Source organism: Cellulomonas sp. H30R-01 (assembly GCF_010119915.1).
GTDB classification, from domain to species: domain Bacteria; phylum Actinomycetota; class Actinomycetes; order Actinomycetales; family Cellulomonadaceae; genus Cellulomonas; species Cellulomonas algicola.
Genome location: NZ_CP048210.1, coordinates 2,277,481 through 2,293,369, shown reverse-complemented (window position 1 = coordinate 2,293,369; position 15,889 = coordinate 2,277,481). Strand labels below are relative to the sequence as shown.

The window sequence follows — 15,889 nt, the reverse complement described above, 5'->3', positions numbered from 1 at the left end:
GTCCGCCCGGGACCATCCGCCTGGGACCATCCGCCCGGGACGAGCCGCCTACGCCGGACCGCTCGGCCACGCCACCACCCTCCGCGACCCGCGTCAGGACGCCGCTCGAGCCCGTGCCTCACGCCTGCGCAGGTGCGCCCGCGCCCGCCCTCCTACGCTGGCGGGATGCCGCCGACCCTGCCGACCGCGGCCCTGCGCCCCCGCCTGACCGTCCCCGCCCCCGAGGCCACGCCCACGCCCGACGAGTCCGTCGTCGAGGAGGTGGGCAACGTCGTCGGGCCCGTGCTCGCCGTGGCGGCGGGCGTCGTCGCCGCGTACCTCGTCGCGATGCTCGTCGGCGTGCTCGTCCGACGGCTCGCGCGCCGCTCGCCCGTCGCGGCCGACCTGACCCGCCGTTCGCGACGCCCCACGCGCGCGGTGCTGCTGGTCGTCGGCGTGTGGGTCGCGCTGCGGCTCAGCACCGATCCGGCGCCGTGGCGCGTCGCCGTGGAGCACGTGCTGCTCATCCTGCTGATCGTCGCGCTCGCGTGGCTGGTCGGGAGCCTCGCGTTCGTGCTCGAGGACGCCGCCCTCGCCCGCTACCGGATCGACGTCGAGGACAACCGGCGCGCCCGACGCGTGCGCACGCAGGTGCAGCTCCTCCGGCGCATCACCGTCGCGGTGCTCGTGGTCTGCGCGATCGCGGCGATCCTGCTGACCTTCCCGTCGGCGCGGACCTTCGGCGCGAGCCTGCTCGCGTCGGCCGGGCTGCTGTCGATCGTCGCCGGCCTCGCGGCGCAGAGCTCGCTCGCCAACGTGTTCGCCGGGATGCAGCTCGCGTTCACCGACGCGATCCGCGTCGACGACGTCGTCGTGGTCGACGGCGAGTGGGGGCGGATCGAGGAGATCACGCTCACGTACGTCGTCGTGCACGTGTGGGACGACCGGCGCCTCATCCTGCCGTCGACGCACTTCACGACGACGCCGTTCGAGAACTGGACGCGCCGCCAGGCCGACCTGCTGGGGACCGTCGAGCTGGATCTCGACTGGGAGGTCCCGGTCGACGCGATGCGTGCCGAGCTCAGCCGGCTGCTCGAGGCGACGGACCTGTGGGACGGGCGCGTCGGCATCCTCCAGGTCACCGACGCGGTCGGCGGAGCGGTGCGCGTCCGGGTGCTGGCGAGCGCGCGCGACGCGCCCACGCTGTTCGACCTGCGGTGCTACGTGCGCGAAGGACTGGTGGGCTGGCTCCAGCGCGAGGCGCCCGAGGGGCTGCCGCGGACGCGCTGGGAGGCGCGGGGCCCGCTCGCCGAGCCGCCCGACCGACGCGGCGACGCACGGCCCGACGACCGCGCACGGCCCGACGACCGCGCACGGCCCGACGACCGCGCACGGCCCGACGACCGCGCACGGCCCGACGACCGCGCACGGCAGGACGACCTCACGCGGCCCGTCGACCTCACGCGGCCGGACCAGCCCGCACCGGACGACAGCTCCCCGCGCACGCGCCGGGAGCGCGCCCGGGACGCCGTCGAGGACACGCTGCTCATGCCGCCGGCCGCGCAGGACGCGCGCCTGTTCACGGGCAGCATCGAGGCGCTCGAGCGCTCGCGGTCGTTCCAGGGTCCCGGTCAGGACGTGTTCGACGAGCGCGAGCAGCACGCGGAGGAGACCGACCCGGGGACGCGCGGGTGACGCGGCCGGGCGACGGGCAGGTCGTCGTCCGGCCGGTGACACGTGAGGGCGTCGTCGCGCACGTCGTCGCGCGGGTGCCCGACGGCGGGCGGCGGGTGGTCCTGGTGGACGGCGCCGCGGCCACGGCGCCCGGTGAGCTGGCCGACGCGCTGGTGGCGCCCCTGCGCGCGGCGGGTCGGGCGGTGGTCCGGGTGCGCGTCGCCGACTTCCTGCGGCCCGCGTCGCTGCGGCTCGAGCACGGGCGGCACGACCCTGACGCGTACCTCGAGGACCGCGTCGACGTGCGGGCGCTCGAGCGGGAGGTGCTGACGCCGTTCGTCGCGTCGGGCCGTTACCTGCCGACGCTGTGGGACCCGGTGACGGACCGGGCGACGCGGGCGCCGTACGCGCAGGCGCCCGACGGTGCGGTCCTCGTCCTGGACGGCGACCTGCTGCTGGGCCTGGGCCTGACCGCCGACCTCTCGGTGCACCTCGCGGTGCGGCCCGCGACGCTCGTGCGGCGCACCGCCGACGTCGACGCGTGGACCCTGCCGGCCGCCGCCCGCTACGCCACGGAGGTCGGGCCGGAGGGCGTCGCCGACGTCGTCGTGCGCGTGGACGACCCGGCGCACCCGGCGCTCGTCGACCGCGGTCGCTGACCGGCGCGCGGCGACGGCCCAGCGCGGGGCGATGCACCAGCGCGTGCCGGTCCCCGACCGTCGCGGCGGACCGCTCAGCCGAGCGCGGCGGTGAGTCGACCGGTCAGGCGGAGCACGGCGTCGCGCAGGTCGGGTGGCCCGACGACGCGCAGCGGCACCCCGAAGAGCGCGGACATCGCCGCGAGCCCGTCCCACGACCACGCGCCCTGCACGAGCCGCGTCCGGCCGTCGCCCAGGTCCTCGACGACCGCGCCCCGACCGGCCCAGCGGCGCACGTCGTCGGCGGGCATGTCGAGCTCGACCTCGCCGACGCACGGCCACGGCACCGCCTGGCCGAACTTGTCGGCGACGTATGCGGCGACGTCGCCCCCGGGCAGGTCGCGCGGCCCGAACCGCGGACCGGTCGGCGTGCGCGGCGTCATCCGGTCGACGCGGTAGGTGCGCCAGTCGGCGCGGTCGAGGTCCCACCCGACGAGGTACCAGCGGCCGCCCCAGGTGACGAGGTGGTGCGGCTCGGCCTTGCGCGGGGGGAGGGCCGTGTCCGGGGCGCCGCCGTCGGACGACCCGCCGGCGTAGTCGAACCGCAGCACCTCCCGGGCGCGCACGGCCGTGCCGACGGCGAGCAGGACGTCGGCGACGACCTGCGGCTGCTCGCGGCGCGGGGCGCGCGCGACGGCCGTGACCTGCAGGGCGTCGGCGGCGGCGCGCAGTCGCGCGGGCATGACCTGACGGACGGTGGTGAGGGCGCGCAGGGCGGCCTCGTCGACGCCCGCGATCCCCGTCGACGCGGTGCGCAGCGCGACGACGAGCGCGACCACCTGCTCGTCGTCGAGCAGCAGCGGCGGCATCTGGCTCCCGGCGTCGAGGCGGTAGCCGCCGTCAGGGCCCTTGGTGGCGTGCACCGGGTAGCCGAGGTCACGCAGGCGGTCGACGTCGCGCCGCACGGTGCGCGGGCTGACGCCGAGCCGGTCGGCGAGCACGTCGCCGGGCCAGTCGCGGCGGGACTGCAGCAGCGACAGCAGGGACAGCAGGCGGGCGGACGGTGTCGGCATCTCCTCAGACTGCCACGAGATAGCGGACAGGATCTGACCGCTACCCGCGCAAGCATGGGTGACGTACCGATCCGGACGACAGGGGAGAGGCCCATGATCCGCACCCGCGGGCTCACGAAGGACTTCGTGGTCAGCCGCACCGAGACCGTGCACGCCGTGCGCGGCATCGACCTCGACGTCGCGCCCGGCGAGCTCGTCGCCGTGCTCGGCCCGAACGGCGCCGGCAAGACGACCACCATGCGCATGCTCACGACGCTGATCCGCCCGACCGCCGGCACCGCGACCGTCGCGGGCGCCGACATCACCACGGACCCCGCCACGGTCCGCCGGAACATCGGCTACGTCGGGCAGGGCAACGGCGCCGGGCACGTGCAGCGCGCCGCCGACGAGATCGTCGCGCAGGGCCGCATCTACGGACTCGACGCGCGCACCGCGCGACGCCGTGCCGACGACCTGCTCGACGCGCTCGACCTGCGCCCGCTCGCCCGACGCAAGGTGTCCGACCTGTCGGGCGGTCAGCGGCGCCGGCTCGACGTCGCGCTCGGCCTCGTGCACGCGCCGCGCCTGCTCTTCCTCGACGAGCCCAGCACCGGGCTCGACCCGCAGACACGCGCCAACCTGTGGGAGCACATCCTGCGGCTGCGCGCCGAGCGCGACATGACGATCGTCCTCACGACGCACTACCTCGACGAGGCCGACACGATGGCCGAGCGGGTCGTGGTCGTGGACCACGGGCGCGTCATCGCGGACGACACCGCGGACGGCCTCAAGCGCACCCTCGCGGGCGACCGCCTGGTGCTCGAGGTCGCGGGGGACGACGGCCGGCCCGCGGGCGTCGGGCCCGCGGCCGCGCGGCTCGCGGAGCTCGTCGACCGGGTCCCCGGAGCGCGCGACGTGGCCGTCGACGGCTTCACCGTGAGCGCGCGGGTCGCCGACGCGCCCGCGACGGTCCCCGGCGTCGTCGTCGCCGCGTCCGCCGCGGGGATCACGGTCGCCACCGCACAGGCGATCCGACCCACCCTTGACGACGTCTTCCTCGCGCTCACGGGCCGCAGCCTGCGCGACGAGGGCGCACCCCCCGACTCCACCGGCGCCGACCCGGCCGCCGACCCGACCGCCACCGACCCGCAGACCCGGAAGGACGCCGCATGAGCACCGCCACGCTCACCCCGCCCGTCACCACGCCGACCGCCACGCCGGCCGCCCGTCGCTCGTGGTTCTCCGACGTCTGGCTCGTCATGACGCGCGAGCTGCGGCCCGTCGTCCGTGAGCCGTTCTCGGTCGTCTTCGGCCTCGTCCAGCCGCTCGTCTTCCTCGGCCTGTTCGGCCCGCTGCTCGTCGGGTCGGTGGGGGAGCAGGGCCTGTCCGGCGCGGACGTGTGGCAGTGGTTCGTGCCCGCGATCCTCGTCATGACGACGCTGTTCGGCACGTCGACGACCGGCGCGAACCTGCAGCAGGAGATGCAGACGGGCGCGCACGAGCGGATGCTCGTCACCCCGCTGTCCCGCTCGTCGCAGCTCGTCGGGCGCTCGCTCAAGGAGATGGTGCCGCTCACCGCGCAGGCCGTGGTCGTCGTCCTCGTCATGCTGCCGTTCGGCTTCCGCGCCGACCCCGTCGGGGGCGTCGTCGGGATCCTCATGCTCGCCGTCCTGGGCATCGGCATCGGCTCGCTGTCCTACGCGCTGGCCATCGCCGTCCGCAAGCAGGAGTGGATGTTCTGGGTCGTGCAGCAGACGTTCCTGTTCCCGCTGCTCATCCTGTCGGGGATGCTCCTGCCGCTCGAGACCGGCCCGGCGTGGATGCGGGCCGCGTCGACCGTCAACCCGCTGCGGTGGGTCGTCGACGCCGAGCGTGCGCTGTTCGCGGGCGACCTGTCGGCGACGGCCGTCGGGTGGGGCTGGCTCGCGGCGCTGGCGACGGCGGCCGTCGGTCTGGTCGTCGGGGTGCGCACGATCGTCCGCTCGACGGACTGACCTCACGCACCGCGGCCGCCGCGCGTCTTCCCGTCAGGAGGGCGCGCGGCGGTCGCGTGCCGGGGTGTCGGAGGGAGCGGGCAGGATGAGCGGCATGGGTGTGCGGGTGGTCGAGCGGCCGGACGGGCCGACGGTGCACACGGTCGTCGAGTCCCGCATGGGGCCGGTCACGCTGATCGGCGTCGGGGAGGTCCTCACCGGCCTGCTGCTGCCGTCGACGCGCGAGCGCAACGTGACCGCGTCCGGCGCGCACGGCGACCGCGACGACACCGCGCTGACCGCCGCCCGGTCGCAGCTCACGGAGTACCTCGCGGGTGAGCGCCACGAGTTCGACCTCGACGTCGCGCTCCAGGGGTCGGCCTTCCAGGTGCGCGTCTGGGAGGGGCTGCTCCGCATCCCGTACGGCGAGACGTGGTCCTACGGCGCGCTCGCCGCCGACATCGGGTACGACCCGCGCACCTCGTCCCGTGCCGTCGGTGCCGCGAACGGCGCCAACCGCATCGCCGTCGTCGTCCCGTGCCACCGCGTCATCGGCGCGAACGGCACGCTCACGGGTTTCGCCGCGGGCGTCGACCGCAAGCGGTTCCTGCTCGACCTCGAGCGCCCGCCGGTCGCCGCCGACGCGACGCTGTTCTGACGACCCGGCCGACCGGGGCGCGCGAAGATGGCGGCATGACCGCACCCGACGACGACGACGTCGTCGTCAGCGCCCTCGCCATCAACGTCACGATCCCCGAGCACCTGCAGTGGACCGACGAGCGCCGCGGCGAGGAGTTCCGCCTCCAGACGCTCAACGTGCGCCTGCTCCCGGACGGCACGCTCGCCGCGAAGGCGTACGGCCGACCCGTCGCGGGCGGCCGCGGTGCCTACGTCTCCTTCCACGTCCCGGACCGCCCGGAGCTCCGCGACCTCGTCGCCGCAGCCGCCGACCGCGCCGCCGTCCTCTGGTCGCTGCACCGCGGCCTCGGCTGACGTGCGACGCACCTCTACCCGTTCGAGCTGGGCCTGTCCACGTCGACGTCATCTCGGGCAGGGGCGCCGGGCCGGTCATGGACCGGGCCCGTCGCGAGGCCGTCCCGCTGTGAGCGGTGTCGACCGCGCTCCCTCTGACGATCGCGTCGCGCTCCGGGTGGCGGACCTCGCTCGGATCGGGCGCCTCGGGGCGGCGATCGTCGCCAAGGGGCGCGACGCCTACCTCGACGACGGCGTCGACGGGCAGATCCTGCGCACTGCGGGTCGCGAGCAGATCGTCAAGGTCGCGACCGTCGTCGAGAAGCTCCCGGCAGAGCTCAAGGCCGCGCACCCGGACGTCGAGTGGGTCAAGGTCCAGCGCATGCGCAACCTCGTGGCGCATCACGACGACAAGGTGAACGACGAGTTCGTGTGGGAGACGCTGCGGACGCGGATCCCCGCGCTGCTCGACGCCCTGGGCCTCGAGGACTGACAGCGGGTCACGCGTCAGGAGCGGCGGTGCGCGCCCTCCGGGAACGCGGGGGACCAGCGGCGGTAGCCGTCGGCGAGGACGACGGCGTCGGTGTCGGCGGTCGCGACGTCCTCCCAGTGCACGAGGAACGTGCCGCGGTGCCGCCACCGCAGCCAGCGGGCCAGGACTGCCGGCGAGCGGACGTCCGAACGCTCGTAGCCGAGGAACGACGTGCCGGTGCGCGGGCTGACGACGAGCCCGTGCACGCGCGGCTGCACGAGGAGCCCGCCGTCGAGCGGGCCGTCGAGCACCAGGCGCACGTCGACGACGAACCCGAGCGGCTCCCCGGACGGGCTGCGGACGGGCGTGTCGAGCAGGTCACTCAGGAGCACGGCGGCCTCCCGCGATGCGGCCGATCACGTGGTCACGGACCCACCGCTCGACCCACAGGACGTCGAGGTCCTCACCCCGGACGCCGAGCCGGACGGTCGTGCCGACGTCGGCGACGTGCCGCCACAGGATGCGGTGCAGGCGTGACGCCGGCGGGCGGCCGCCGAAGATCCGGGTCGCCAGGACCGGCCCGGACAGCAGCGCGACGACGTGGACCGGGGCGTCGCCCGTGAGCGGGCCGGACGTGCCCGCGGGCGGGGCGAGCTCGAGGTCGTCGACGGTCGCGACCTGGAGGTCGTCGACGTCGAGCGTCTGCCGGTCCAGCAGGTGCAGGCGCGCGTCGAGGACGCGTCCGGCGGGGCGCGGTCCCACCGGGAGCGGCTCGGACGGGTCGTGCGGGAGCGCGGAGCGGCGCACACGTGGGCTCATGACCCGCCTCCGGTGGCGATCAGCAGCGGGATCGCCGCGAGGGACGCGACGAGGATGATGACGAGGTAGACGAGCGCGAGCGCGTTCGTCGCGCGCCCGTTGACGTGCTTCCCCATGTACTCGGGGTCGTTCGCGACGAGCAGGATCGGCAGGTACGTGAGCGGCAGCGCGACGGCCGAGAAGACCACGGAGAGCTCGGTGACCCGGATCGGGTCGACGCTCGTCATGAGCACGAGCACGGCGACGAGCAGCGCGATGATCATCGTGAGGTGGAACCGCGCGGCCTGCGACGGCTTGCGGTACTTGCCCCACGACCAGCCGAGGAACTGCGCGAGCGTGTACCCGGACGACAGCCCGGTCTCGAGCGCGGCGCCGAACGTCGCGGCGACGATCCCGACGATGACCACGGCGAGCGCGAGCTTGCCGCCCGCGAGCGCGACGGGCAGCACGATCTGCGACAACGACGACACCTCGACGGATCGCGGCAGGAACACCACGGCGGCGCAGCCGGCGATGGCGATCGACAGGATCCCGCCGAACGGGAAGCCGACGAGGACGTTGACGCGCGACTGCGCGACGTCCTTGACGGTCCACCGCTCCTCGCGCGCGCCGGACGAGAAGAAGAACACCTCGTACGGGGTCATCGCGGCGCCGAACAGCGCGATCGCGTAGTACCAGTACGACGCGGGCCCCTCGTCGCCGGGCACGGTCGGGGAGAGTGCCTGGTCGGCGAGCTCCGACCAGTCCGGGCCGAGCAGGAACAGCGCGACGGCGAAGACGACGAGCGTGAGCCCGAGCAGCCCTGTGACGTTCTCCAGCACCGAGAACTTGGTGCGCCAGATGACGAGCCACACGGCGAGCGCCGCGACCGGGATCCACAGCCGCGGCTCGACGCTCGACGCGAGCTGCAGCGCGAGCGCGATGCCGCCGACCTCCGCGGTGAGCGTCAGCAGGTTGATGAGGAACGACGCGACGAGGTTCGCGCCGGCCGTGCGGGGGCCCAGCCGCTCGCGGATGATCTCGAACGTCGCACGCTCCGACACCGCGGCGACGCGGCCCGACATCTGCGCGAACAGGCAGATCCCGATCACCCCGACGACGACGACCCACGCGAGGTTGAGCCCGAACCGCGAGCCCACGACCGCGTTGGTCACGAGGTCGCCGATGTCGAGGAAGCCGCCGATCGCGGTGAGCACGCCGAGCGCGACGCCGAGCAGCCGTTTCACGACGCCTGCTCCAGCGCGGTGCTCAGGTCGTCGACGGTCGTCGCGGCGTCCTCCAGCGCGGCGGTCACCTCGTCGACGGACCCTCCCGCGCCCGTCGCCCACGCACGCGCCGCCGCGACCGCGGCCTCCGCGTCGTGCACCGCGGCGAGCGCCTCGGCCTGCTGGGCCGTGCCGGGACCGGGCGTGGGGACGAGGATCGCGACGGCGCCGGCGGCGTCCTGGAGCACGTTCAGCTGGTCGAGCAGCGCGGTGTCGACGGTCGAGGCGGTGGCGCGGTCACGGTCGAGGAGGTCGGTCGCGACGAGCGACGTCTCCACCGCCGACGTGACGGGGGCGAGCGCGTCGGCGAGCGCGCGGGCGTCGTCGGCCGGCGTCTGCGTCGACGGCACGGCGCATCCGGCGAGCGCGGCGGCGACGAGGAGCGCACCGAGGCCCGCGCGGCGTGGGACCTGCATGGACGCATGGTGGCGCTCGGTCGTCGGCGGCGCACGCGGAGCGGTCGGGGTGCCCGCAGATCGGCCGGGACCGTGACCGTCGGGCCCGCGTCCGCTCGAGATGCGCCGCACCGCGCACGGTGTGACCGTGGCTGGATGACGACTCCCGACGACACCCCCACCACCCCCGACGACGGCACGCTGCCGCCCGACGACACCAGCACGCCGACGGCCCGGTCGGTCGAGGGCGAGACGCCCGACCCGGACGCCGACCCCGGCATGCTGAACCCGCGGACCGGTGCGTCCGCGTCGGGCGAGGAGGGCACCGGGTACGACGACCCCGACGCCGACCCCGCCAACCTCAACCCGCGGGAGGGCTGAGCATGCGGGCCCTCACCTGGCAGGCCCGCGAGAAGGTGTCGGTCGAGACGGTGGCCGACCCGACGATCCAGGAACCGACGGACGCCGTGATCCGTGTGACCTCGACGGCCATCTGCGGGTCCGACCTGCACCTGTACGGGTTCCTCGGGGCGTACCTCGCCAAGGGCGACGTCCTGGGGCACGAGGCGATGGGCGTCGTCGAGGCCGTGGGGCCAGGGGTGCAGAACCTGCGTGTCGGCGACCGCGTCGTGGTGCCGTTCGGCATCGCCTGCGGCACGTGCTTCATGTGCCGCCGCGGCCTGCAGTCGCAGTGCGAGACGACGCAGGTGCACGAGCAGGACAAGGGCGCGGCGCTGTTCGGCTACACGTCGCTGTACGGCAGCGTGCCGGGCGGGCAGGCGCAGTACCTCCGGGTGCCGCAGGCGCACTACGGCCCCGTGGTGGTGCCCGACGACGGCGAGCCCGACGAGCGGTACCTGTACCTCTCGGACGTCCTGCCCACCGCGTGGCAGGCCGTCGAGTACGCCGACGTCCCCGCGGGCGGCAGCGTCCTCGTCGTGGGCCTCGGACCCATCGGCCAGATGTCCGCGCGGATCGCACGGCACCGGGGCGCGGCGCGCGTGATCGGCGTCGACCTCGTCCCCGAGCGCCTGGAGATGGCGCGGCGGCACGGCATCGAGGTCGTCGACGCGCGCGAGGACGTCGTCGAGGGGGTGCGCGAGCTCACCGAGGGCCGCGGCGCGGACTCCGCGATCGACGCGGTCGGCATGGAGGCGCACGGCTCGCCCGTGGCGGCGGGGGCGCAGCGTGCCGCGGTCGTCCTGCCCGACGCGGTCGCGCGGTCGTTCATGGAGAAGGCCGGCGTCGACCGGCTCGCAGCGCTGCGCACCGCGATCCAGGGCGTGCGGCGCGGCGGCACGGTGTCGGTGTCGGGCGTGTACGGCGGTGCGGTCGACCCGTTCCCGCTCATGGACATCTTCGACCGGCAGCTCACCTTCCGGTTCGGTCAGGCGAACGTGCGCCGGTGGACCGACGCGATCCTGCCGCTCGCGGCCGACCCGACAGACCCGCTCGGCGTGCTCGACCTGCGCACCCACCGGGTGCCGCTCGAGGACGCCCCGGCGGCGTACGAGATGTTCCAGAAGAAGGAGGACGGCTGCATCAAGGTCGTCCTGGACCCGGGCGCATGAGCCGAGGCGGGGGCGTGGCATGAGGGTCGTCGTGGTGGGGGCCAGCGGCAACGTGGGGACCGCGGTGCTGCGGCGGCTGCGCGACGACGCGACCGTGACGTCGGTCGTCGGCGTCGCACGCCGCACACCGCGCACCACGCCACCCCCGCCGTACGACGTCGCGTCGTGGGTGCCCGTCGACATCGGGGCGCGCGTGCCCGACGACGAGGTCGTCGCGGCCCTGGCGCGGGCGTTCGCGGGCGCCGACGCGGTCGTCCACCTCGCGTGGGCGATCCAGCCCAGCCACGACCGGCGCCGGCTCGCCGACGTCAACGTCACGGGCACGCGCCGCGTGCTCGAGGCCGCGGTCCGGGCCGGGGTGCCGCACGTCGTGGCCGCGTCGTCGGTCGGTGCGTACTCGCCGGCCCCGGACGACGTCCCGCGGTCGGAGGGCTGGGCGACCGACGGCGTGCGGAGCTCGCAGTACAGCGTCGACAAGGCCGCGCAGGAACGGCTGCTCGACGAGTACGAGGAGACGCACCCCGACCTCGCGGTGGCCCGGCTCCGGCCGGCGCTGGTCTTCCAGCGGGCCGCGGGCCACGAGATCACCGGGCTGTTCCTCGGCCCGTTCGTGCCCGAGCGGGTCCTCGGCGGCAAGGTGCCGGTCCTGCCGTGGCCCGCGGGCGTCCGCCTGCAGGCCGTGCACGCCGACGACCTCGCGAGCGCCTACCGCGAGGCCGTGGTGCGCCAGGTCCGCGGCGCGTTCAACGTCGCCGCGCCGCAGGTCCTGCACGCCGAGGACGTCGCGCGCGTCGTCGGAGGGCAGGACACGCCCGTGCGCGAGGTGCCCGTGCCCGTCGTCCGGGCGGCCCTCGCGACCGCGTGGCACGCGCGCGTGGTCCCCGTCGGGCCGGGGTGGCTCGACATGGCGGTCAACGCGCCGATCCTCGACACGTCGCGCGCCGAGCGCGAGCTCGGCTGGCGCGCGACGTGGTCCGGCATCGACGCGCTGCGGGACGTCGTCGGGGGCATGGTCGACGGCGCGGGCACCGCGAGCCCGCCGTTGCTGCCACGCCGCCTCCCGCGCCGGCGCTGAGCACCCACGTCGGTACCACGTCGGGTGACCACGTCGCGTGACCACGTCGGGCAGGATCGACGCATGACGCCTGACCTCGCCCCCGAGCGGCACGTCTACGGCAACCCGGACGCCCCCGTGACGATCCTCGAGTTCGGCGACCTCGAGTGCCCGTACTGCCGGGCCGCGGCGCCCGTGCTGCGCGAGGTCGTGGACACGTCCGACGGGCTCGCCCGGCTCGTCTGGCGGCACTTCCCGCTGTTCGAGGTGCACCCGTACGCGCTCACCGCCGCGCTCGCGTCGGAGGCCGCGGCGAGCGTCGGGCGGTTCTGGGACCTGCACGCGGTGCTCCTCGCGCACCAGGACCGCCTCGCCGAGCCCGACCTGCGCCGGTACGCCCGCGACCTCGGCATCGACCCCGCGCTCGTCGCGGGCGAGGCGGCGCAGGCGTTCGCGCCCGCCGTCGAGTCCGACTACCTCGCGGCCGTCGAGCAGGGTGTCCGCGGCACGCCGACCATCCTCGTCGACGGCGTGGTGCAGGCCGGCAAGCCGCAGGTCGAGACGCTGCGCGCGGCCGTCGTCGCGGCTGCGCGCCGCCGCGGCATCCCCGTCTGACCGCGGCGGCGACGGTCCCGCCGCATGCGCCCGTCCGGCACCCGGGCGTCGTCCGGTGCGTCCCCGGCCGTCGCCCGGCGCACCTGCGCGACCTGCGGCAGCATGGCCCGGTGACCACCGACGCCGCCCTGCCCGTCCCTCGTACCGCCCTCGTGACCGGCGCCGGCCGCGGCATCGGCCGCGGCGTCGCGCTCGGCCTCGCACGGGCGGGCTGGGCCGTCGCGCTCGTCGGCCGGACCCGGGCGCACCTCGACGCGGTCGCGGAGCAGGTCGCGCAGACGGGTGCGCGCGTGACGGTCGCCGCGGGGGACCTGATCGACGCGACCGCCGTCCTCGACGCCGTCGCGCGCGTCGAGACCGCGTTCGAGGACCTCGGCGGTGTCGGCCTGCTCGTCAACAACGCGGGCGTCATCGAGCGCGCCGAGGTGCCGTTCGCCGACGACGACGTCGAGGACACGTGGCGTGTCGTCGAGACCAACGTGCGCGGTCCGCTGCTGGTCACGCGCGCGGTGCTGCCCGGGATGCTCGCGCGCGGCGGCGGGCGCGTGCTCAACATGAACTCCGGCGCGGGCGTCAACCCGGGCGGCGCGTACACCGGGTACTACATCAGCAAGGGCGCGCTCGCGCGCCTCACGACGATGCTCGACGCGCAGTACCGCGACCAGGGCCTTCGCGTGCTCGACCTCGCGCCCGGCGTCGTCGCCACCGACATGACGGGCGGCATGCCCGCGCACGACGGTCGCACCGCGTGGACGCCCGTCGAGGACGTCGCCGAGCTGGTGCGCGCGTTCGGGGACGGCGAGCTCGACGACCTGTCGGGCCGGTTCGTGCGCGCAGGCGCCGACACGCCCGCCTCGCTGCGGGCCGCCGCCGAGCGGCTGCTCGCGACCGACGCGCGGCGGCTGCGGCTGCCGACGTGGGGCGAGGACGACCCGCTCGCCTGACCCCCGCGCCGAGGCTCCGGCCGGGCGGCTGACGGGCGACGGTCCGGTCAGCGGCGCGTGGGCGTCACTCCGGCGCGCGCCACGGCAGCGGCGGCAGCGCGGGCGGGGGGCCGTCGGTCGCGGGGGAGCACAGCGGCAGCTTCTCGCCGAGCCACCGCAGCAGGACCGACCCCGCGACGGCGGCGACGAGCGAGCCCGCGAGGATGCCGATCTTCGCCTCCGACAGGACCTCCGGCTGGTCGCCGAACGCGAGCTGCGCGATGAACAGCGAGATGGTGAACCCGATGCCCGCGAGGACCGCGCCGCCGAGCAGGTGCCCGTACCGGACGCGCCCGGGGAGGTCGCCGAGCCCGGCCCGGATCGCGAGGGTCGAGGCACCGGTGATGCCGACCGCGTTGCCGACGACGAGCGCGACCGCGACGCCGATCGTCACACGCGAGCCCGCCGCGTCGGACAGCGTCTGCGCGTCGAGCACGACGCCCGCGTTCGCGAGGCCGAACAGCGGTACGACGAGGTACGCGGACCACGGGTGCAGGATCCGCTGGAGGCGGTCGCTCGTCGGCACCGCCGCGCGCGCGGCGAGCTCGGCGAGGTGCTCGCGCTCGGCGGTCGTGTCGTCGACGAGGTCGCCTGCGTAGACGGGCACGGCCTCGACCTGCTCGCGCTGCGGGACGGTCGCCGGGACGAGGAGCCCGACCAGCACGCCCGCGAGGGTCGCGTGCACGCCGGACGCCTGCACGGCCATCCAGAGCGCGACGCCGGCGAGCACGTACGGCGTGAGCTGCCAGACCCGCAGCCAGCGCATGACGGCCATGCCGACGACGACGAGCGCCGCGACGCCGAGCGCGGCGAGGTCGACGTCGTCGGAGTAGAAGACCGCCATGACGGTGATCGCGCCGATGTCGTCGACGATCGCGAGCGTCAGCAGGAACAGCCGCAGCCGGTCGGGGCACCGCGGTCCGAACAGCGCGAGCACACCGACCAGGAACGCGGTGTCGGTCGACATGACCACGCCCCAGCCGTGCGCCGCGTCCGTCCCGGCCGTGAACGCGAGGTAGATGAGCACGGGCACGAGCAGCCCGCCGAGCGCGCCGAGCGCGGGGACCGCGACGGTCCGCCGGTCGCGCAGCTCGCCGCTCGTGGCCTCGCGCGAGATCTCGAGCCCGACCACCGCGAAGAACACCGCCATCGCGGCGTCGTTGACCCAGTGGTGCAGGTCCAGGTCGAGCGACATCGGGCCGATGTGGAAGCCGGCGGTCGTCTCCCAGAGCGCCGCGTACGCGTCGGCCCAGGCGCTGTTCGCCCAGACGAGCGCGAGCACGGTCGCGGCGAGGAGCGCGACGGCGCTGCCCGCCTCGGTGGACAGGAAGCGGCGCACGGACGGGTTGAGGGCGGGGACGCGGACGCGCAGCGCCGGCCCGGGCGTCGTGGGGGGAGCCGTCACGGGCCCAACGTCGCAGGTGCGGCGGCCCGACCGCAATCCGGGCCCGGCGCTCGGGCGCCGGCGCACGCGCGCCGCGTACCAGCCCCTGGTCCGGCGTCCTGTGGAGTGCGGGCCTCGTCCACCACGGTCGTCGTCCGGTTGGGCCGATCCGGTGGTCCTGGCCCGCGGCCGCCGCGCGCGCGACGTCCCGACGCTAAGGTCCGTCCGTCCCGCCGCCGAGGAGCCCTCCATGACGACCCCCGCGTCCCCGCCCGCCGCCTGGTACCCCGACCCGCACGACGCGGCGCAGCTGCGGTGGTGGGACGGCGGTCGCTGGACGGAGCACGTCGAGCCGCGGCCCGTCACGGCGGCGGTCGCGCCCGGGTTCCCCGCTGCCGGACCGGCCGCGCCGACCGCGGCGACGGCCGTCGTACCGCAGGTCGCGGCGGCGCAGACGTGGGGCCCGCAGCAGTCCGGGTGGTCCGCCCCGGGCGCCACGGGCTCCCCGTCGGCCGGCCCCGCGACCCCCGGCAGCACGTACGCGTCGGGTGCCGCCGCAGGCGGCTCGTACGCGCCCGCGTCGACGGTGGACGGCTACGCACCGGCGTCGACGGGCGGGGGCTACGCACCGGCGTCGACGGGGGGCTACGCGGCCGCGTCGACCGTCGGCGGCTACGCGCCCGGTGGTGCGTTCGGCCGGGTCCCGGCGAACCCCGCACCGTGGGGCGGGACGCCGACCGCGCCGGGTGCGCCGTGGGGGGCGCCCGTCGACGCGACCAACAAGTTCGCGACGTGGGCGCTGGTCGCGGGCGTCGTGGTGCTCGTGATCATGCTGTTCACGCCGTACGTCGTCGCGTCGGGGCTCGCGATCTGGGTCGGGGCGAAGGGTGTGGCGCGGGCGCGCGCGATCCGGCGGGACGGGCACCCGACGGCGGTCGGCATGGCGCGTTCGGTCGTCGGGCTGTGCCTGTCGATCGGTGCCGCGCTGCTGTACCTGCTGTCGCTGGGGCTGGAGATCTCGCTCGGGACGTGACCGCTCGGGA

General features: G+C 75.7%; 19 protein-coding genes. 13 read left to right on the top strand and 6 right to left on the bottom strand.

Annotated elements, in window-relative coordinates; all coding sequences use genetic code 11:
• Window positions 1–165 precede the first annotated feature (165 nt).
• Window positions 166–1,674 (top strand): mechanosensitive ion channel domain-containing protein, encoded by a 1,509-nt coding sequence (locus tag GXP71_RS10185; RefSeq protein WP_162352562.1) that lies wholly within the window; start codon window positions 166–168, stop codon window positions 1,672–1,674.
• Window positions 1,671–2,312 (top strand): uridine kinase, encoded by a 642-nt coding sequence (locus tag GXP71_RS10180; RefSeq protein WP_162352561.1) that lies wholly within the window; start codon window positions 1,671–1,673, stop codon window positions 2,310–2,312. Before GXP71_RS10185 ends, GXP71_RS10180 begins: the two co-directional genes overlap by 4 nt.
• 74 nt (window positions 2,313–2,386) lie before the next feature.
• Here GXP71_RS10180 and GXP71_RS10175 read toward each other — a convergent pair whose 3' ends face one another.
• Complete coding sequence (locus GXP71_RS10175) at window positions 2,387–3,364, bottom strand: YafY family protein (RefSeq protein ID WP_162352560.1); 978 nt, start codon at window positions 3,362–3,364, stop codon at window positions 2,387–2,389.
• A gap of 93 nt (window positions 3,365–3,457) precedes the next feature.
• On the opposite strand from GXP71_RS10175, the gene GXP71_RS10170 reads away from it, so the two are divergent.
• The 5 genes from GXP71_RS10170 (at window position 3,458) to GXP71_RS10150 (ending at window position 6,781) form a co-directional block, all read left to right on the top strand.
• The gene (locus GXP71_RS10170) at window positions 3,458–4,516 is read left to right on the top strand and encodes an ATP-binding cassette domain-containing protein (RefSeq protein WP_162352559.1); all 1,059 of its coding nucleotides are present in this window, start codon (window positions 3,458–3,460) and stop codon (window positions 4,514–4,516) included.
• A complete protein-coding gene (locus GXP71_RS10165) occupies window positions 4,513–5,337 on the top strand; it encodes an ABC transporter permease (RefSeq protein ID WP_162352558.1) in 825 nt (274 codons plus the stop codon). Before GXP71_RS10170 ends, GXP71_RS10165 begins: the two co-directional genes overlap by 4 nt.
• Window positions 5,338–5,431: 94 nt before the next feature.
• Complete coding sequence (locus tag GXP71_RS10160; RefSeq protein ID WP_370520927.1) at window positions 5,432–5,974, top strand: methylated-DNA--[protein]-cysteine S-methyltransferase; 543 nt, start codon at window positions 5,432–5,434, stop codon at window positions 5,972–5,974.
• A 35-nt stretch (window positions 5,975–6,009) separates the two neighbouring features.
• Window positions 6,010–6,309, top strand: a complete 300-nt coding sequence (locus GXP71_RS10155) for a hypothetical protein (protein WP_162352556.1) — start codon at window positions 6,010–6,012, stop codon at window positions 6,307–6,309.
• A gap of 157 nt (window positions 6,310–6,466) precedes the next feature.
• On the top strand, window positions 6,467–6,781 hold the full coding sequence (locus tag GXP71_RS10150; RefSeq protein WP_162352555.1) for a DUF86 domain-containing protein: 315 nt from the start codon (window positions 6,467–6,469) through the stop codon (window positions 6,779–6,781).
• 14 nt (window positions 6,782–6,795) lie between these two features.
• Here GXP71_RS10150 and GXP71_RS10145 read toward each other — a convergent pair whose 3' ends face one another.
• From GXP71_RS10145 to GXP71_RS10130, 4 genes are read right to left on the bottom strand one after another with little or no spacing between them, the layout of a single operon-like run.
• Window positions 6,796–7,152, bottom strand: a complete 357-nt coding sequence (locus GXP71_RS10145; protein ID WP_162352554.1) for a PRC-barrel domain-containing protein — start codon at window positions 7,150–7,152, stop codon at window positions 6,796–6,798.
• Window positions 7,139–7,579 carry a hypothetical protein gene (locus GXP71_RS10140; protein ID WP_238402369.1) on the bottom strand — a complete coding sequence of 147 codons (441 nt, stop codon included), beginning with the start codon at window positions 7,577–7,579 and terminating at the stop codon, window positions 7,139–7,141. Before GXP71_RS10140 ends, GXP71_RS10145 begins: the two co-directional genes overlap by 14 nt.
• Complete coding sequence (locus tag GXP71_RS10135; RefSeq protein WP_162352553.1) at window positions 7,576–8,805, bottom strand: Nramp family divalent metal transporter; 1,230 nt, start codon at window positions 8,803–8,805, stop codon at window positions 7,576–7,578. The genes GXP71_RS10140 and GXP71_RS10135 overlap by 4 nt, the downstream gene beginning before the upstream one ends.
• On the bottom strand, window positions 8,802–9,260 hold the full coding sequence (locus GXP71_RS10130) for a hypothetical protein (protein WP_162352552.1): 459 nt from the start codon (window positions 9,258–9,260) through the stop codon (window positions 8,802–8,804). Before GXP71_RS10130 ends, GXP71_RS10135 begins: the two co-directional genes overlap by 4 nt.
• Window positions 9,261–9,395: 135 nt before the next feature.
• On the opposite strand from GXP71_RS10130, the gene GXP71_RS10125 reads away from it, so the two are divergent.
• The 5 genes from GXP71_RS10125 (at window position 9,396) to GXP71_RS10105 (ending at window position 13,423) form a co-directional block, all read left to right on the top strand.
• Entirely contained in the window at window positions 9,396–9,620 is a 225-nt protein-coding gene (locus GXP71_RS10125; RefSeq protein WP_124341979.1) for a hypothetical protein, read from the top strand.
• 2 nt (window positions 9,621–9,622) lie between these two features.
• Window positions 9,623–10,810, top strand: a complete 1,188-nt coding sequence (locus tag GXP71_RS10120) for a zinc-dependent alcohol dehydrogenase (protein ID WP_162352551.1) — start codon at window positions 9,623–9,625, stop codon at window positions 10,808–10,810.
• A gap of 19 nt (window positions 10,811–10,829) precedes the next feature.
• Window positions 10,830–11,885, top strand: coding sequence for an NAD-dependent epimerase/dehydratase family protein (locus GXP71_RS10115; protein ID WP_162352550.1), 1,056 nt, complete (start codon window positions 10,830–10,832; stop codon window positions 11,883–11,885).
• Between the two features lie 63 nt (window positions 11,886–11,948).
• The gene (locus GXP71_RS10110; RefSeq protein WP_124341982.1) at window positions 11,949–12,479 is read left to right on the top strand and encodes a thioredoxin domain-containing protein; all 531 of its coding nucleotides are present in this window, start codon (window positions 11,949–11,951) and stop codon (window positions 12,477–12,479) included.
• Window positions 12,480–12,589: 110 nt separating this feature from the next.
• A complete protein-coding gene (locus tag GXP71_RS10105) occupies window positions 12,590–13,423 on the top strand; it encodes an SDR family oxidoreductase (RefSeq protein ID WP_162352549.1) in 834 nt (277 codons plus the stop codon).
• Window positions 13,424–13,487: 64 nt separating this feature from the next.
• Here GXP71_RS10105 and nhaA read toward each other — a convergent pair whose 3' ends face one another.
• Entirely contained in the window at window positions 13,488–14,867 is a 1,380-nt protein-coding gene (gene nhaA / locus GXP71_RS10100) for a Na+/H+ antiporter NhaA (protein ID WP_162352548.1), read from the bottom strand.
• A 229-nt stretch (window positions 14,868–15,096) separates the two neighbouring features.
• Here nhaA and GXP71_RS20135 point away from each other — a divergent pair, with 229 nt between their 5' ends.
• A complete protein-coding gene (locus GXP71_RS20135) occupies window positions 15,097–15,879 on the top strand; it encodes a DUF2510 domain-containing protein (RefSeq protein WP_202924232.1) in 783 nt (260 codons plus the stop codon).
• The last annotated feature ends 10 nt before the right edge of the window (window positions 15,880–15,889 follow it).